Annotated in this window: 16 protein-coding genes; 8 read left to right on the top strand and 8 right to left on the bottom strand. The window is 66.9% G+C overall.

From position 1 onward, the window contains the following. Nucleotides 1–464 precede the first annotated feature (464 nt). From ACT54L_RS18035 to ACT54L_RS18060, 6 genes are all read left to right on the top strand, one after another. Nucleotides 465–1,241, top strand: coding sequence for a Crp/Fnr family transcriptional regulator (locus ACT54L_RS18035; protein ID WP_476087014.1), 777 nt, complete (start codon nucleotides 465–467; stop codon nucleotides 1,239–1,241). A 233-nt stretch (nucleotides 1,242–1,474) separates the two neighbouring features. After that, nucleotides 1,475–2,902 (top strand): ABC transporter substrate-binding protein, encoded by a 1,428-nt coding sequence (locus ACT54L_RS18040; RefSeq protein WP_476087289.1) that lies wholly within the window; start codon nucleotides 1,475–1,477, stop codon nucleotides 2,900–2,902. A 92-nt stretch (nucleotides 2,903–2,994) separates the two neighbouring features. Continuing rightward, the gene (locus tag ACT54L_RS18045; RefSeq protein WP_476087290.1) at nucleotides 2,995–3,900 is read left to right on the top strand and encodes an ABC transporter permease; all 906 of its coding nucleotides are present in this window, start codon (nucleotides 2,995–2,997) and stop codon (nucleotides 3,898–3,900) included. A gap of 70 nt (nucleotides 3,901–3,970) precedes the next feature. Beyond that, entirely contained in the window at nucleotides 3,971–4,834 is an 864-nt protein-coding gene (locus ACT54L_RS18050) for an ABC transporter ATP-binding protein (protein WP_476087015.1), read from the top strand. 250 nt (nucleotides 4,835–5,084) lie between these two features. Next, entirely contained in the window at nucleotides 5,085–5,423 is a 339-nt protein-coding gene (fdxA, locus tag ACT54L_RS18055; protein ID WP_476087016.1) for a ferredoxin FdxA, read from the top strand. A 26-nt stretch (nucleotides 5,424–5,449) separates the two neighbouring features. Further along, on the top strand, nucleotides 5,450–6,223 hold the full coding sequence (locus ACT54L_RS18060; RefSeq protein ID WP_476087017.1) for a ferredoxin--NADP reductase: 774 nt from the start codon (nucleotides 5,450–5,452) through the stop codon (nucleotides 6,221–6,223). A gap of 11 nt (nucleotides 6,224–6,234) precedes the next feature. Here the strand turns inward: ACT54L_RS18060 and ACT54L_RS18065 are convergent, their stop codons facing one another. The 8 genes from ACT54L_RS18065 to ACT54L_RS18100 all read right to left on the bottom strand — a co-directional run bounded on the left by ACT54L_RS18065 (nucleotide 6,235) and on the right by ACT54L_RS18100 (nucleotide 14,865). Continuing rightward, nucleotides 6,235–7,485, bottom strand: a complete 1,251-nt coding sequence (locus ACT54L_RS18065; RefSeq protein ID WP_476087018.1) for an allantoate amidohydrolase — start codon at nucleotides 7,483–7,485, stop codon at nucleotides 6,235–6,237. Then, nucleotides 7,482–8,483 carry an ABC transporter ATP-binding protein gene (locus ACT54L_RS18070; protein WP_476087019.1) on the bottom strand — a complete coding sequence of 334 codons (1,002 nt, stop codon included), beginning with the start codon at nucleotides 8,481–8,483 and terminating at the stop codon, nucleotides 7,482–7,484. The genes ACT54L_RS18065 and ACT54L_RS18070 overlap by 4 nt, the downstream gene beginning before the upstream one ends. Then, nucleotides 8,480–9,898, bottom strand: coding sequence for an amidase (locus ACT54L_RS18075; protein WP_476087291.1), 1,419 nt, complete (start codon nucleotides 9,896–9,898; stop codon nucleotides 8,480–8,482). Before ACT54L_RS18075 ends, ACT54L_RS18070 begins: the two co-directional genes overlap by 4 nt. 29 nt (nucleotides 9,899–9,927) lie before the next feature. Further along, nucleotides 9,928–10,137 carry a hypothetical protein gene (locus tag ACT54L_RS18080; RefSeq protein WP_476087020.1) on the bottom strand — a complete coding sequence of 70 codons (210 nt, stop codon included), beginning with the start codon at nucleotides 10,135–10,137 and terminating at the stop codon, nucleotides 9,928–9,930. Then, nucleotides 10,134–11,177, bottom strand: coding sequence for an ABC transporter ATP-binding protein (locus ACT54L_RS18085; protein WP_476087022.1), 1,044 nt, complete (start codon nucleotides 11,175–11,177; stop codon nucleotides 10,134–10,136). Before ACT54L_RS18085 ends, ACT54L_RS18080 begins: the two co-directional genes overlap by 4 nt. Further along, on the bottom strand, nucleotides 11,174–12,058 hold the full coding sequence (locus ACT54L_RS18090; RefSeq protein WP_476087023.1) for an ABC transporter permease: 885 nt from the start codon (nucleotides 12,056–12,058) through the stop codon (nucleotides 11,174–11,176). The genes ACT54L_RS18085 and ACT54L_RS18090 overlap by 4 nt, the downstream gene beginning before the upstream one ends. A gap of 4 nt (nucleotides 12,059–12,062) precedes the next feature. Next, nucleotides 12,063–13,016, bottom strand: coding sequence for an ABC transporter permease (locus ACT54L_RS18095; RefSeq protein ID WP_476087024.1), 954 nt, complete (start codon nucleotides 13,014–13,016; stop codon nucleotides 12,063–12,065). 169 nt (nucleotides 13,017–13,185) lie between these two features. Continuing rightward, a complete protein-coding gene (locus ACT54L_RS18100; RefSeq protein WP_476087025.1) occupies nucleotides 13,186–14,865 on the bottom strand; it encodes an ABC transporter substrate-binding protein in 1,680 nt (559 codons plus the stop codon). 249 nt (nucleotides 14,866–15,114) lie between these two features. Here ACT54L_RS18100 and ACT54L_RS18105 point away from each other — a divergent pair, with 249 nt between their 5' ends. Both ACT54L_RS18105 and ACT54L_RS18110 read left to right on the top strand, forming a co-directional pair. After that, nucleotides 15,115–15,810, top strand: coding sequence for an aspartate/glutamate racemase family protein (locus tag ACT54L_RS18105; protein WP_476087026.1), 696 nt, complete (start codon nucleotides 15,115–15,117; stop codon nucleotides 15,808–15,810). A 230-nt stretch (nucleotides 15,811–16,040) separates the two neighbouring features. Then, nucleotides 16,041–17,438, top strand: coding sequence for a class II 3-deoxy-7-phosphoheptulonate synthase (locus ACT54L_RS18110; RefSeq protein WP_476087292.1), 1,398 nt, complete (start codon nucleotides 16,041–16,043; stop codon nucleotides 17,436–17,438). The last annotated feature ends 67 nt before the right edge of the window (nucleotides 17,439–17,505 follow it).

The raw sequence follows: 17,505 nt of genomic DNA on the forward strand, positions 1-17,505 counted from the left end.
CGTCCCGTCGGACACCCGCCCCCGACACCACCCGTCAGGCCGCTCCGGACGCGCCCCTCCTTGGTGCCAGGTGGGACAACCATAACAGAGGCTGAAGGTAATAGGAATATGGTCTAGGATATTTTTCTTAAAAACGGAGTTCGACGGACCGGTCTCTGTCGCTGCGACCGCACGAGCGCGATAGGCCCGCAGGCAGTTTGCCAGGGGCGGGCAAGCCCCGGCGTCCGCCCCTGGCGTTTTCCCCAAATCCACCCCCGCATGCGGACGTGGATCTGGGCGGGTGCCGCCAATGGGGCCGAGCCCGCAGCGTCCTTGCCTGACATGGGCCGTACATGGGCCGTTGGGCGAGGACCCTCCATGGCGGTTCACTTTCCCCCATTTATTATACTAAACAGATAGACATTATGTAAAAATGATTGGTATGCTTTTTGCGACAATTCCAGAACGGAATCTGGAGAGCCGAAATGTTGGCATCGCAAGCTTCGGGAGGGTCCCGGTCCGCCGGTTCCGTCCTTCTGAACGGCAGCGCACCGGCCCAGGCCCTGCTGCTGACGGAAAATGCCGCTCTCACCAATGGCCCGCCGCTGCTCTTGCAGCGTCTCAGCCTCAAGGAGCGGGAGGAGGTTCTCAAAGAGGGGCAGCGCCGGGTGGTCTATCGCGGCAAGATGCTGTTCTCGCAGGGCACGCCCCATGACGGCATCTTCCTGATCGAGAGCGGGCGCATCCGCGTCTTCTATATCGCGCCTTCCGGCCGCGAGATCACGCTGGCCTATTGGCATGCGGGCAATTTCGTTGGCGGGCCGGAGCTGTTCGGGCAGGGCACCCATGTGTGGTCGGGCGTTGCCGCCGCCAATTCCGTGGTGCTGCATTTGAGCGGCAAGGCCTTGCGCGGCCTCATCACCCGCATTCCCGCTCTGTCCTTCGGGCTCATCGAGGGGCTGACCTTCAAGGGCAAGTGCTATTCCGCGCTCGCTCAGATGCTGGGCACACGCTCGGTGACGGAGCGCCTCGCGCATCTGCTGCTTCACCTGTGCGATGCCTATGGGGTGGAGGAGGGCGGCAAGGTGGTGATCGGCACCGCGCTGACCCATGCGGACCTTGCTCATATGGTGGGCGCCACGCGCCAATGGGTGACCATTTCCCTGAAGCGCCTCCAGGCCCAGGGCGTGCTCAGCGCCGAAAAATCCAAGATCGTCGTGCACGAAATCGAGGCGCTGCAAGCGCTGCGGGGCGGAAGCTGACCTGACGGCTCCGCGCGCACGGCCTGCCGCATTCAGTGGCAGGCCCCGCTTTTAGGCAACTAATCCACCATCGGGCGCCGTCTTCCTTTGAACCACTCGAAGGAGGGGACGGATGATGAAGGCAAGGCTGGAACAGCCGAGCCCGCGGGCTCCCCGCGCATGCCGCAACGCCGGCGCCCTTCCCGACGAGGTGACATGACATGATCGAACGTGCCCGTTCACCCCTTTCCCGCATGCCGTTGGCGCTGGCCGCCGGCCTCGCCGCCGGGGTCACCTTGGCGGCCGGCACCGCGCTTCCGGCTGCCGCCCAGACCGCGGTGACCATCGGCATCGGCACCCAGGACACCACCACCAATACGGTGACCACCGGCGTCGTCATCCGCGAGCTGAAGCTGCTCGAGAAGTACCTGCCCAAGGATGGCAAATACGCCAATATCAGCTTCAAGATGGACTGGCAGAACTTCACCTCCGGCCCGCCGGTCACCAACGGCATGATGGCCGACAAGCTCCAGTTCGGCGGCATGGGCGATTATCCGCTGGTGGTGAATGGCTACACCTTCCAGTCCAATCCCCAGTCCAAGAGCCAGCTCATCGCGGTTGCCGCCTACAATATCTACGGCTCCGGCAACGGCCTCGTGGTGCACAAGGATTCGCCCTATTACGAACTGTCCGACCTGAAGGGGAAGGTGGTGAGCGTGCCGTTCGGCTCCGCCGCCCACGGCATGATTCTGAAAGCCATGCAGGACAAGGGATGGCCGGCCGATTACTTCCAATTGGTCAGCCAGAGCCCGGAAGTGGGCTCCACCAACCTCCAGGAAAAGAAGATCGACGGCCACGCCGATTTCGTGCCCTTCGCCGAGCTGCTGCCCTTCCGCGGCTTTGCCCGCAAGATCTTCGACGGCGTGGAAACCAACGCCCCCACCTGGCACGGCGTGGTGGTGCGCACCGATTTCGCGGAAAAGTATCCCGAAGTGGTGGTGGCCTATATCAAGGCCGTCATCGAGGCCAATGACTGGGTCCGCAAGGATCCCAAGGGGGCGGCCGAGAAGATCGCCAAGTGGACCGGCATCGACAAGGAAGTGGTCTATATCTTCCTCGGCCCAGGCGGCATCATGACCATGGACCCCACCATCAAGCCGCAATTGGTGGAGGATGCCGCGCAGGACGCCGCCGTGCTCCAGAAGCTCGGCCGCATGAAGGAGTTCGACGTCAAGGCCTGGGTGAACGACACCTATGTGCGCAAGGCCTATGCGGAGCTCGGGCTCGACTATGAGAAGCAGTTGAAGAGTCTCGACAATTACGAGGTCTCCGGCACCGACGAGTTCTGCAAGGTGGCCATCTCCGATCCCCGCAAGGCGGGCGAGATCTGGGTCGAGGGCGAGGGCATCAAGCCCTATTCCAGCGCGGCCTGCACGCTGGGGGCTCTGGCCGAGCTGAAGGGCCAGGGCAAGAAGATCGCGGTGGCCTATCTGTTCGACACCGCCCGCGGCATCAAGCTGTTCGCCAACGAGGCCTTCTACGCCACCGCCACCAAGGACGGAAAGACGGTCATCGAGCCCTTCCTCCTGAAGAAGGACGCGGAAGCCGCCGCCGCCACCTCCGGCGGCAAGGTGCTGGGCTTCGACGAGGCCCTCAAGAGCGCCACGTCCGGCCGCGGGTGAGACCCATGCTGCACACTGCCCCCACGGCCGTGGCGCCGGTGCCGTCGAAGGACGGCGCCGGTCTCGCGGGCCCGGCCGCTCCCCTTGCCACCGTGGTGGCGCCCTCGCGCTTCCAGCGGGCCGAGCCCGCGAGCGAGGCCATCAAGCTGCGCCCGCCCCGCCCGGTGCGCGTCGCCCCGCCCCTGGACACGAGCTTCGGCGCCCGTGCCCGACGCTGGCTGCGCATGAACCGCGAGGGCATCCGCGCCACGCTGCTCGGCCTTCTGTCCATCGCGCTGTTCATTGGGCTCTGGCATGTGCTGACCGTCAACCGCATGATCGTCTATGTGCGGTTCGTGAACGTGCCCTCGCCCGAGCAGGTGTGGGAGAGCGCAGAGACCGCCTTCCGCAGCACGCGCTTCCTCGATCATATCCTCATCTCCTGTCGCCGCATCCTCATCGGCTTTGCCATCGCCACGGTCACGGCGGTGCCGCTCGGGTTGCTGATGGGGCGCTACAAGATCCTGAAAGAGTTCGTCTTTCCGGTCACCGAGGTGCTGCGGCCCATTCCCGCCATCGCCTGGGTGCCCATGGCCATCATGCTGTGGCCGTCCAATGAGGAAAGCATCGTCTTCATCACCTTCCTGGGCTCCTTCTTCCCCATCCTCATCAATACCCTGCACGGCATGGCAACGGTGGACGAGGTGCTGGTGCGCGCCGCCCGCTGCCTTGGCGCGCGGGAGACGGCGACCTTCCGGGAGGTCTATTTCCCCTCCGCCTTGCCGCAGATCTTCACCGGCCTCACGGTGGGCATGGGGGTGGCCTGGGTGTCGCTGATCGCCGCCGAGATGATCTCCGGCCAGTTCGGCATCGGCTATTTCACCTGGGAGGCCTATTCCCTGGTGCAATATGCGGACATCGCGCTGGGCATGATCTGCATCGGGGTGCTCGGCCTTGGCTCCTCGCTGGCCATTCGCGCGGTGGGGCGGCTGGTGACGCCCTGGGCCGCGCGCCGGTGAGCGCCCTTTCCCTTCGAGCGGCCGGCGCACGCGGCGGCCTTTTCAGACCAAGCTTCCAGAGGATGCCGTCATGAGCGCCACCGCACAGAAGGGCCTGATCGAGGTCTCCGACTTCTGCCTCAGCTATGACACGCTGGAGGGCTCCGTCATCGCGGTGGAGGAGGCGGACCTGGTGGTGCGGCCGGGCGAGTTCGTCTCCATCATCGGCCCGTCGGGCTGCGGCAAGTCCACCTTGCTGAACGCGGTGGCCGGCTTCCTGAAGCCCACGCGCGGTTCCGTCACCGTGGATGGCGAGGCGGTGAAGGGGCCGGGTGCCGACCGGGGCATGGTGTTCCAGCAATATTCGCTGTTTCCCTGGAAGACCGTGCGGGAAAACGTGGAATTCGGCCTGAAGATGCGCGGCATGGGCCATTCCGAGCGCCAGCGGGCGGCCCGCACGCTTCTGGGCCTCGCCGGCCTCACCCAGTTCGAGGACCAGTATCCCGATCGCCTCTCGGGCGGCATGAAGCAGCGGGTGGGCATCGTGCGCGCGCTCGCCACCGGCCCGCGCGTGCTGCTGCTGGACGAGCCGTTCGGCGCGCTGGATGCGCAGACCCGGCAGATCATGCAGCAGATCCTGACCAATCTCTGGCAGCGGCTGGAAATCTCGGTCCTGTTCGTGACCCACGACATCGACGAGGCCATCTTCCTGTCTGACCGCATCTATGTGATGACCGCCCGCCCCGGCGCCATCAAGGCGGAGGTCACCGTGCCCCTGCCGCGCCCGCGCGATGCGTCCGTGATGGTGGCGCAGGACTTCCTGGCGCTCAGGGCGGAATTGGCCGCGCTCATCCGCGAGGAGAGCCTGAAAGCCATGGGCGGGGAACTCAACGAGGACGCGCTCAAGGGCTTCGCCATCGACCTGCATGGCGGCACGCTGCCCGACATGCTGTGAGAGGTGTCTGAAGGCATCAAAGCATGCCGCCGTGGCCTTCGGGCGCGGCGGCATTCGCGTCTGATCGCCCCTGGAGGGGCAGGGGCGAGGCGCCCCGTGGGCGTGTGGGCGGACGTCCATCCAAGCCAATGGATGTCACGTATTTCGGAAGAAAGTATTTTAGAAATTAGTTGTCGCGGCTTTCATCAAGTGCCTGCGTGACGTGATCGCAGCCTTTAGCATCCAGATGAAACAAACCTTGGATGCGCTCATGGCCTATGTCGTCACCGACAATTGCATTCGCTGCAAATTCATGGATTGCGTGGCGGTCTGCCCCGTCGATTGCTTCTATGAGGGCGAGAACATGCTCGTCATCAATTCCGACGAGTGTATCGATTGCGGGGTGTGCGAGCCGGAATGCCCGGCCGAGGCCATCATCGCGGACACCGATCCCGCTGCCGAGAAGTGGCTGGCGGTGAATGCCCGCTATGCGGCGGTGTGGCCGAACATCTCGGAAAAGAAGGAGCCGCCGGAGGATGCCCAGGCCTGGATGGGCCGCGCGGACAAGTTCGAGACCGTGTTTTCCGAAGCGCCCGGCGCCGGCGACTGATCCCCTTCCAAACGGACCCCCGACCCATGAGCAACATCGCCCAGGAGACCGTGCTCGACGTCCGCCACTGGACCGACCGCCTCTTCAGCTTCACCACCACCCGCGACAGCGCCTTCCGCTTCAAGCCGGGGCAATTCACCATGATCGGCCTGGAGGTGGGCGCGAAGCCCTTGCTGCGGGCCTATTCGCTGGCCAGCGCCACCCATGAGGAGCATCTGGAATTCTTCTCCATCAAGGTGCCGGACGGCCCGCTCACCTCGCGCCTCCAGGGGGTGAAGGTGGGCGATCCCATCCTGGTGGGCCGCCGGCCCACGGGGACCCTGCTCCTGGATAATCTCAAGCCCGGCAAGCGGCTCTATCTGCTCTCCACCGGCACCGGCCTCGCGCCTTTCGTCTCCATCATCAAGGACCCGGAGACCTATGAGCGCTTCGAGACCGTCATCCTCGTCCATGGCTGCCGCGAGGTGGCGGAACTGGCCTATGGGGAGGCGGTGGTGGACGCCGTGCGCAACCACGAATTCCTGGGCGAGCTGGCGGCCGAGAAGCTGCTTTATTATCCCACCGTCACCCGCGAGCCGTTCCGCAATCGCGGCCGCCTCACGGATCTGATGGAGAACGGCACCCTGTTCGCCGATCTCGGCCTGCCGGACCTCGACGTGGAACACGACCGGGCCATGCTGTGCGGCAGCCCACACATGCTCGCCGACACCCGCGCGCTGCTGGAGGCCCGGTCCTTCGAGGAAGGGGCAGGGCATACGCCCAACCATTTCGTGGTGGAGAAGGCCTTCGCCGAGCGGTGAAAAGCCCGAGGTCAGGGCGCCATGCCGGCCACCGCCAGCACCGCATGGAGGAGCACATTGGCGCCGGCCGCGCAGTCCGCCGGCGTCGCGTCTTCCAATTCGTTGTGGCTCACCCCGTCCTTGCAGGGCACGAAGATCATGGCGGTGGGCACCATTGTGGCGAGATGGAAGGCATCATGCCCGGCGCCCGAGATCACCGGCATGTGGGAGAGGCCAAGCCCCTCGGCCGCCGTGCGCACCGCGTCCACCATGGCTGGCGCGAAATGGGTGGGGTCCTTGCGCCAGATGGTGTCCAGTTGGATCTCCACCTTCCGCCGCGCCGCGATTTCCTTGACCTTCGCCATCAGGCCCTGATGCAGTTTTTCCAGGATTTCGGCGTCGGGGGTGCGGAATTCGGCGGGGAAGGTGAGGTCGCCGGCAATCACATTCCGCGAGGGGGTGTCCACCACCACGTCGCCGATGGTGCCCACCGCGTTCGGGCCCAGCTCCAAGGCCAGCGCTTCAATGGCCAGAACGATCTCGGAAAAGGCAGCGAGCGCGTCTTTCCGCAGACGCATGGGGGTGGAGCCGGCATGGCTGGCGAAGCCGACAATGCGGCCCTCATACCAGACGATGCCTTGGCCGTGCTCCACCACGCCGATGGTCTTGCCTTCCGCCTCCAGAATGGGCCCCTGCTCGATATGCACTTCAAGGAAACCGGAGAGCTTCTGCGCGCCCACGGGCTCGGCACCGCGATAGCCGATGGCATCCAGCGCCTCGCCCACGCTCACCCCCTGCGCGTCGGTGCGGGCGAGCAGCTCCTCCACCGGCATGTCGCCGGCATAGCCGCCCGAGCCCAGCATGGCCGGGGCAAAGCGGGAGCCTTCCTCATTGGTCCAGTTGCACACGCACAAGGGTGTGTCGGTGACGATGCCGGCATCGTTCAGCGTGCGCACCACTTCCAGCGCCGCCAGCGCCCCCAGCACGCCGTCGAACTTGCCGCCGGTGGGCTGGGTGTCCAGGTGCGAGCCGATGCCCAGGGGCGCCTTGGTCGCATCGCGGCCGGGTCGCACGGCGAACATGTTGCCGAGGCCGTCCACGGTCACCGTGCAGCCGGCCTCTTCCAGGGCCGCGCGATACCAGTCACGCACCTGCCGGTCTTCCTCGGAAAGGGTGAGGCGCCGCACGCCGCCCTTGGGCGTGCCGCCGAAGCGGGCGGTGTCGATGATGTCCCGCCACAGGCGGTCGGCATTGATGGACAGATTCGGCAGGGAAGCACTCATGCGGGGACCATAGCCTTTTCTTCCGCCAGCACGCAGCGGACCATGCGGCCCGGCCCCAACTCCACCTTGGGCGGCAGGGCCTCCCGGCAGCGGGGCTGCACGAAGGCGCAGCGGGGCGCGAAGGAGCAGGCGGCGGGTTTCACGTCCAGCGAGGGCGGGGTGCCGGGGATGGTTTCCAGCCGCGCGCCGCGCTTGGCCCCATGGACGGTGGAGGCGAGGAGGCCGCGCGGATAGGGGTGCTGCGGCGTCCGCACGATCTGCGAGAGGCTGCCCGTCTCCACGATCTGGCCGGCATACATCACCGCAACCTTGTCGCAGATCTCGATGGCCACCCCGATGTCGTGGGTGACGAAGATCACCGACATGCCCAGCTCCCGCTGCAATTCGCGCAGCAGGAGGAGGATCTGGATTTGAACGGTGGCATCGAGCGCGGTGGTGGGCTCGTCCGCCAGCAGGATCTTGGGGCGGCAGGCGAGCGCCAGGGCGATCATGGCGCGCTGGCGCATGCCGCCGGACATTTCGTGGGGATAGGCGTCCAGCCGGCGCTTGGCGGAGGGAATGCGCACCAGCTCCAGCATTTCCAAAGCGCGGGCAAGGCCGGCCGCGCGGCTGACGCCCTCGTGGCGCATGACGGATTCCGCGATCTGGTGGCCGATCGTATAGACCGGATCGAGGGCCAGCGCCGGCTCCTGGAAGATCATGGACACCGTGCGGCCCCGGAAGGCGGAGAGGCGCGCCTCGTCCATGGCGAGCACGTCCTCGCCCGCCACCTGCACCTGCCCGGTGATGGTGGTCTTCTTCTTCGGCAACAGGCGCATGAGGGCGCGCATGGTCACGCTCTTGCCGGAGCCGGATTCGCCCAGGAGGCCCAGCACCTCGCCCTCCTTCAGGGAGAGGGAGACGCCGTTCACCGCATGCACGGTGCGTTCGCCGGAAAAGCGGATGGTGAGGTCGCGCACATCCACCAGGGGAGCGGTGCTGTCCGGAATGGCATTCATGCGGGCAACTCCGGCATCTCGTCGTGGAAGTCGGTCTCGCGCTGGAAGGCGCAGCCCAGGCGAATGAGCAGCGCCTCGGCGAAGGGCTTGCCCACCACCTGCATGCCGATGGGCAGGCCGGTGGATGAGAAGCCGCAGGGCAGGCTCACCGCCGGCAGGCCGAGATAATTGACCGGCCGGGTGAAGCGGGTGATGCGCTGGATCATGGCTTCCGCGCCCACCGATCCGCCCACGTCCGTCTCCGCGATGGTGGGGGCGGGGGTGGGGGTGGCCGGTGCGATCCAGGCATCGACGCCCGCCACCGCCTCCAGATGGGCGGCCAGCGCCGGCCCGCGCCAGCGCAGCGCCTCCAGGTAGGTGACGGCGGGCACGGCAAAGCCGTTCTCCAGCCGGGCGCGCGCCTGCGCCCCATAATCCTGCGGCCGCTCCCGCACCCATTGGGCATGGAAGGCGGCGGCCTCCGCATTCAGCACCAGTTGCGAGGCGGCGGACAGCCGCATCTGGTCGGGCAGGGTGATCTCGACGATGCGCGCGCCGGCGCGCTTCAAGGTGGCGATGGTGTCCTCCAGCACCCGCGCCACATCGGCGTCGAGGTCGTCCACATAGAAGGAGGCGGGCACGCCGATGGTGAGGCCGCGCAGCGAACCGTCGATCTCGGCGAGATAATCGGGCACGGGCGCGGTGGAGGTGGTGGGGTCCAGCGGATCGGCGCCCGCCATCAAGGCGAGCAGCCGGGCGCAATCCTCCACGGTGCGGGCCATGGGGCCGACCGTGTCGAGGGATTGGGAGAGCGGCATGGCGCCCGCGCGACTGACAAGGCCGGTGGTGGTCTTGATGCCCGACACCCCGCAGAAATGGGCGGGCATGCGGATGGAGCCGCCGGTATCGGAGCCGAGCGCCGCATAGGTGAGGCGCGCCGCCACCGCCGCGCCGGAGCCGGAGGACGAGCCGCCTGTCACATGGTCGGTGTTCCACGGGTTCCGAGCCGGGCCGAAATGCACGTTATGGCCGGTGGGGCCATAGGCGAATTCCACCATGTGCAGGGTGCCGAGCCGCACCGAGCCCGCATCCTTCAGGCGCTGCAAGGCGGTGGAGGTGGTGGGGGCGACAAAGTCCCGCCTTATGGCGGAGCCGCAGGTCACCACATGGCCGGTGTCGTAATACATGTCCTTGTGGGCGAGCGGCACGCCGTGGAGCGGCCCGGCCGCAACGCCCTTGGCCAGCGCCGCATCCGCCGCGTCGGCGGCGGCGAGCGCGCCCTCCGGCTCGATGGAGATGAAGGCGTTGAGCACCGGCTGGAGGCGCTCGATGCGGTCAAGGCACGCCTGCGTCACCTCGCGGGAGGACACCTCCTTGGCGGCGATGGCCTCGGCCACGGCGGAGAGCGTCATCAGCGCCGGGTCGGTGTCCTGCATGGGGGCGAGCGAGCGGGTGAGGGAGGGGTTCACTTTCCATCCTCCGCGCGGGCGGTGTTCTGCACCACCTGGAAGGTTGCGGGCTCCAAATCCAGCGGCAAGGTGCCGGCGATCGCCGAGAAGCCCTTGAAGGCCGGGGTCAGCGCGGTGGCGATGCGCGCGGCGGTGGCCTCGGTGATCTCAAGGCCGGCGGTGCGGGCGGTGGCGGCGGCGTCCTCAGCCAGAAGTCCGTCTGTCATGCGACCTCTCCCAAGGCGGGGGCGCGGCTGTGGCCGGAGCCGGGAATGACCATGTGGCAGGCGGCCATGTGCTCGCCCCCCGCCACCGGCGAAAGCGCCGGGCAGACCGCGCTGCACACGCTTTCCGCCGAGGCGCAGCGTGTATGGAACCGGCAGCCAGAGGGCGGGTCAATGGGATTGGGCGGATCGCCGGTGATGGGCGGCACCATGGTGCGCGCATCCGGGTCCATGGCCGGCATGGCGGCGAGCAGCGCCTGCGTATAGGGATGGGCAGGGCCGTCCCACACCTCGTCCACGGGCCCAAGCTCCACCACCTGGCCGAGATACATGACCAGCACCCGGTCCGAGATGTAGCGGACCACATTCAGGTCATGGCTGATGAAGAGATAGGTGAGGCCGAACTCGCGCTTCAGATCGGTGAGCAGGTTCAAGACCTGCGCCTCCACCGACTTGTCCAGCGCCGAGACCGCCTCGTCCAGGATCACGAGGCGTGGCTTCAGGGCAAGGGCGCGGGCGATATTCACCCGCTGGCGCTGGCCGCCGGAGACCTCGTGGGGATAGCGGTTGGCGAAGACCTCCGGCCGCAGGCCCACCTTGCCCATCAATTCGCGGGCAAGGGCGCGGGCCTCCTTGTCGGCGACGCCGTGCACCTTGGGGCCAAAGGCGATGGACTCCTCGATGGTCAGGCGCGGATTGAGCGAGGCATAGCTGTCCTGGAACACCATTTGCAGCCCGCGCCGGAAGTCGCGCATGGAGATCTGCTCGCCCACCAACTGGCCGTCGAACAGGATGTCGCCGCTGGTGCGGGGCATCAGGTGCATGATGAGGCGGGCGGTGGTGGACTTGCCGCACCCGCTCTCGCCCACGATGCCAACGGTCTCGCCCTTGGCGATGGAGAAGGACACCCCATCCACCGCCCGCACCGTCTTCTTGGGCTCAAACAGCCCGCCGCCGATGGGGAAGAGCTTGGCAAGGTCCGTGACGGTCAAGAGCGGCTGGGCGGCGCCGCCGAGATCGGGAATGGGCTCGATGGTGCTCAATTGCGGATGTCCATGGCGCTGCGCAGCCCGTCGCTGAGCATGTTGAAGCAGATGGAGACGGCGAAGATCATCACGCCCGGCAGCGCCGCGACGCCCGGATTGACATAGATGGCGGTGCGCAGCGTGTTGAGCATCAGGCCCCATTCCGGCTCCGGCGGCTTGGTGCCGAGGCCGAGGAAGGACAGGCCCGAGGCCAGGATCATGGAGACCGAGATCAGCCCCGTCGCATAGACGAAGATGGGTCCGAGCACGTTGCCCAGCATGTGCACGCGCATGATGGTCAGCGCATTGGCCCCCGAGGCGCGCGCCGCGTCCACGAAGTCGAGGCTGCGCACGGAGGTGGTCACGCTCTCCGCCACGCGGGTGATCTGCGGGATGAAGACCACGGTGAGCGAGACGATGGAATTGACGATGCCCGCCCCCAGCACGCCGGAAATGGCGATGGCCAGCAGCACCGAGGGGAAGGCATAGAACACGTCGATGGTGCGCATGATGACGGTGTTCACCTTGCCGCCCGCATAGCCGGCCACAAGCCCGAGCCCGGTGCCGATGCAGAAGGCCAGCAGCACCGGCAGGATGCCGATGAGCAGCGACAGGCGCCCGCCATAGATGAGGCGGGAGAGCATGTCGCGGCCGAGCTCATCGGTGCCGAGCAGGTAATTGGGCGTGCCGATGGGCTTCAGGCGCCGGATCATTGAGCCCTGATAGGGATCGGCGAGGCCCAGATAGGGGGCGAAGAGGGCGGCCAGCAGGATGGCCAGCAGGATGGCGGCGCACACCATGCTCACTTTGTCCCGCGTCAGGCGGCGGGCGACGGTCGCCCAATAGCCCCGCGCATTCTGGACCGGGGCGGCCTCGGCGGCGTCGGAAACGGCGCTCATGGCCTCAGCTCCGCTTGATGCGCGGATCGATGGACGCCTGGGCGATATCGACCACGAGGTTGAGGAAGACGAAGAACAGCGCCAGCACCAAGATGGTGCCCTGGAGCAAGGGCAGGTCGCGCTGGAAGATCGCGGAGTTCAAAAGGAAGCCGGTGCCCGGCCAGGAGAACACCGTCTCGATCAGGATCGAGCCGCCCAGCAGATAGCCGAGCTGGAGCCCCATCACCGCGATGGCGGTGGGGGCGGCATTCTTCACCACATGGCGGAACACCATGGTCTCCTTCAGCCCCTTGGAGCGCAGGGCCTCCACGAAGTCCTGGGAGAGGATGTCGCCGGTGAGCGCGCGCACCGTGCGCGTGACGATGCCCATGGGGATGACCGACATGGTCACCGCCGGCAGGATGAGGTGGCGGATATGCGCCCAGTCCCATTCCCAGCCGGCCGAGCCGCCGGGACCGGCCCCCACCGCCGGCAGCCAGTTCAGCCACACCGAGAAGATGATGACCAGCACCATGCCCAGCCAGTAATGGGGCACGGAGACGCCGGCCACCGCGATGGAGGTGGCGGCCTTGTCGATCCAGGTGTTGCGGAAATAGCCGGCGATGAGGCCGAAGAAGACGCCCAGCACGAAGCCGATGACGGAGGCGGTGCAGGCCAGGATGAAGGTGTTGGAGACGGCGCGCATCACCTCGCTGAACACCGGGCGGCCGGTGGCGATGGAGGTGCCGAGATTGCCGTGCACGGCCTTCCAGAGCCAGATGCCGAACTGGACGGGCAGCGGCTGGTCGAAGCCGTAGGCGGCGCGCAATTGCGCGGCCAGTTCCGCCGAGGCGTCGGGGGGCAGCACCGCCACCAGCGGGTCGCCGGGCGTCAGATGCACCAGCAGGAAGCACACCAGCGCGACGGAGATGACGATGGGGATCACATAGATGATCCGCCTCAGGATATAGACCAGCACGACGCGATCCTGCCTCTGGAGCCGGATCCGACGGCACGGGATCGTCTTAACATCCCGTGCCGTCGGTGAATCCGTCTCTTTTACGAGAGTGAGAGGGCGCGGGGCCGGGGACGGCTCCGCGACATCAAGGGGGGCGGAGGGCGGCCGCGCACGGCCGCCCTGGATCAGGTCACTTCTCGAAATAGACCGGGGAGAAGTCCACGAACCAGCTCTTGGGCTGCACGAAGCCCTTCAGCTTCGGGCTGAGCGCGCGCGGCCCCACGTCATGGGCCACATAGAGGAAGGCCGCATCGTCCACGGAGGCGGCATGCAGCTCGGCGAGCGCGGCGTCACGGCCGGCCGGGTCGAAGGTGGAACGGGCCTTCTTCACCAGTTCGTCGAACTTGGGATTGTTGATATAGCCCCAGTTGTTGGAGACCGGCGGGGCCATGGAGGACTGCAGGAAGCGCACCATGGCGAAGAAGGGGTCCATGGCCGCATAGGTCACGTTGATGGCGTTTGAGCCATTGGCGGACGGGTCCTTGGCGCCCTTGCGCCAGTTGGTGAACAGCGTGTTCCACTCGATCACGTCCAGCTGCACGTCGAAATAGCATTCGGCGAGCGCCTGCTGGAGATATTCGTTCATGGGCAAGGGCAGCATCTGGCCGGAGCCGGAGGCCGAGGTCTGGATCTTCACGGGCAGCTTCTTGCTGGGGCCGAAGCCGGCCTCCTGCATCAGCTTCTGGCCCGCCTTCACGTCATATTTGATCTGGAAGGTGGGGTTGCCGCGCCAGGGATGGCCGGGCTCGAAGGTGCCGGTTGCGGGCGCCATCAGGCCGCCCAGCAGGCCGTCCTTCATGCCCTCGCGGTCGATGCACAGGTTCGCCGCCTTGCGCACCCGGATGTCGTTCCAGGGCGAGCCTTCCACGCGGGAGAATTGCCAGGGCCACACATGGGGCTGCTCGTTGGCTTCGATCTTGAAGCCGCGGGACTTCAACTGGGGCAGCGCGTCCGGGGCGGGGGCCTCGATCCAGTCCACCTGGCCTGCGAGAAGGGCGGCGGTGCGGGCATTGGCCTCCGGCATGGGCAGCAGGAGCATCTTGTCGATCTTGGGCACGCGCGCCTTGTCCCAATAGGCGTCGTTCTTGGCCAACTCCAGGCGCTCGCGGGGCACGAAATTGGTCATCTTCCAAGGGCCGGTGCCCGAGGCATTCTTGGCGAACGCCGTCCAGGCGGCGGCGGACTTGGCCTTGGCGTCCGCGCCCTCGGCCGCGTCATAGAGCTTCTGCCACTGGGCCGGGCTCGCCATGAACAGATTGGTGAGGTTGTAGGGCAGGAAGGCGTCCGGCTCGGAGGTGGTCAGTTCCACCGTCAGATCGTCAATCTTCTTGGCCGAGCGCAAGGTGGGCATGCGGGAAGCGGTGACGCCCACCTGGCTGGCGTCGAACTGGGGGGCTTCCTTGTTGAGCACCTTGTCCACGTTCCACACCACGGCGTCCGCATTGAAGGGCGAGCCGTCATGGAAGGTCACGCCGGGGCGCAGCTTGAAGGTCCATTTGGTCTTGTCGGCATCATCAACCACCCATTCGGTGGCAAGGCCGGGGATCAGCACGGACGGCTTGGTGGCCGAGGACAGGTCCCAGTTGATGAGGGCGTCATACATGGTCAGGCCGGTAAACCGGTTGCCCTCGAAGCCCTGGTCGGGCTGGCCGAGCGTGCGCGGAATGTCCGCCGCCGTCATGCCGATGCGCAGCGTCGTCTGGGCGGCGGCCAGATGGGGAGCCGCAAACGTGCCGCAGGTGGCAAGCAGCAGGGCGGCAAGGGTGAGGCGGCCCCGGCCGGCGCGAGGGCTTTTCTCAAGAAGCAGCATCGTCGGATGTCCCTTTCGGTCAGACCGGTATGCTCAAGCAACTGCCATGCCATGGCGCTCCGGCGGGCCTTTGTGAGCCTGCCCAAAGGGAAGGTCCGGCACGAAACGTCGACAGTTCGTCCTTAAAAATTTCATTTGCACAAAAATAAGTCTGCTGCCGCTTTAGGCATGCATCGCGATGGCCTTTTCGCCCCGCTTCCGTTCCTATGGGCGCGTGGCCCGGGCGGGCGGCAGAACGGGGGACACCAGGTGAAGCTCCTGATTTTGAATGCGAACACGTCGCAGGATGTGACCGCGCGCATGGTGGCGGCGGCCGGCTCCCTGTGCCCAGCGAATGTTCATCTCACCGGCGCCACCGCCGCTTTCGGCGCGCCTTACGTGTCAAACCGCCCGGCCGCGACGGTGGCGGGCCATGCGGCCCTGGAGGCGGTGCGGACCGCCGTGGCGGCCGAGGCAGCGGCGGGGCGGCCGCCCTTCGACGCCTGCCTCTATGCCTGCTTCGGCGAGCCCGGCATCGAGGCGGTGCGCGCCGACAACAGCTTTCCGGTGGCCGGCATGGCGGAGGCCTCCATCCTCACCGCCCTGCAATTGGGCGAGCGCTTCTCGATCATCACGGTGGGCGCGGCCTGGCCGGGCATGCTGCGCGACCTCATGCGGCGCACGGGACTTGAGGCCCGCTGTGCCGGCTTCGGCCTGATCGCGGGCGATGCTCTGAGCCTTGCGCGCGGGGAAGGGGAGGGCGTCGCCCTGGTCAAGGTCGCGGTGGAGGAGGTGCTGGGCACGCAGGCGCCGGACGTGGTGATCGTGGGCGGGGCCTCGCTGTCCGGCTACGCCCGGGCGCTGGCCGGGCAGTTTCCCGTGCCGGTACTGGATTCGCTGGCCACCTCTCTTGAACAGGCCCTGGCCCTTGCACGGCTGCAAGCGCGGTGTGGCGCCGGCTCATGATGACGCGCAGCTTGGCTTCGCGAGGGCGCGCCCCCATATGACGAGGCGTCGGAGAGCGCGGGAAACCACGGGTTACCCTCGCCGCCGACCTCGTGTATAAGCCGCTACCCCGGCCGCAAAGACAAGAAGCTTAAGGCCCGAGCAGTGTCGGACCGCTTCCGGCCGGAGGAGACATTATGGAGAGCGTTATGACGACCCGTCCCGTTTCCGATCGCACCCCCGGCGCCGAGATGGTCTCTCGCCGCGCCGAAGGCTGGCGTCCGGATTCGTGGCGATTTTATCCGGTCGTCCAGGTGCCCTCGTATCCAGACCCCGCGCTCCTGAGCGAGGTGGAGGCCAAGATCGCCTCCTACCCGCCGCTGGTGTTCGCCGGCGAGGCGCGCCGCCTGAAGGCGCACCTGGCCAAGGTGGCGAAGGGCGAGGCGTTCCTGCTCCAGGGCGGCGACTGCGCCGAGAGCTTCGACGAGCACTCCGCCGACAACATCCGCGATTTCTTCCGCGTCTTCCTGCAGATGGCTGTTGTCCTTACCTTCTCTGGCGGTTCGCCGGTGGTGAAGGTGGGCCGCATCGCCGGCCAGTTCGCCAAGCCCCGCTCGGCGGACACGGAGACCGTCAATGGCGTGGAGCTGCCGAGCTATCGCGGCGACATCGTCAATGACATCGCCTTCACGCCGGAGGCCCGCATCCCCGATCCGCGCCGCCAGCTGGAGGCCTACCGCCAGTCGGCGGCGACCCTCAACCTGCTGCGCGCGTTTGCGTCGGGCGGCTATGCCAACCTCTCCAACGCCCACCAGTGGATGCTGGGCTTCGTGAAGGACAGCCCGCAGTCCCATCGCTACCAGGAACTGGCGAACCGCATCACCGAGGCGCTCGACTTCATGCGCGCCTGCGGGATCGACCCCCAGTCCCACCCGGAGATGCGGACCACGGACTTCTTCACCAGCCACGAGGCGCTGCTGCTGGGCTATGAGCAGGCCCTCACCCGGGTGGATTCCACCTCGGGCGACTGGTACGCCACCTCCGGCCACCTCCTGTGGATCGGCGATCGCACCCGCCAGCCGGACCATGCGCACGTGGAATATTTCCGCGGCATCCGCAATCCCATCGGCATCAAGTGCGGCCCCTCGCTGACGCCGGACGGTCTCATCCGCCTGCTGGACGTGCTCCAGCCCGACAATGAGGCTGGCCGCATCACCCTCATCTGCCGCTTCGGCGCCGAGAAGGTGGGCGACCACCTGCCGGCTCTGGTGCGCGCGGTGGAGAAGGAAGGCCGCACCGTGGTGTGGTCGTGCGACCCCATGCACGGCAACACCATCAAGGCCGGCTCCGGCTACAAGACCCGCCCGTTCGAGCGGATCCAGTCGGAGATCAAGACCTTCTTCGATGTGCACGCAGCCGAGGGCACCTATGCGGGCGGCGTGCATCTGGAAATGACCGGCAAGAACGTCACCGAATGCACCGGCGGCGCGCGGGCCATTTCCGACGAAGACCTGCGGGACCGCTACCACACCTATTGCGATCCCCGCCTCAATGCGGAGCAGGCCATCGAGCTGGCTTTCCTGGTGGCGGAACTGCTGAAGCGCGAGCGCCTCTCGCGCGGGCGGCCGGAAGTGGCGGCGGCGGAGTGATCCGCCGGCCATCGTCTGTCACAGCCTGAACAGGAAACGCCCCGGCCTCGGCCGGGGCGTTTTCGTT

The organism is Aquabacter sp. DMC10 (assembly GCF_056314145.1).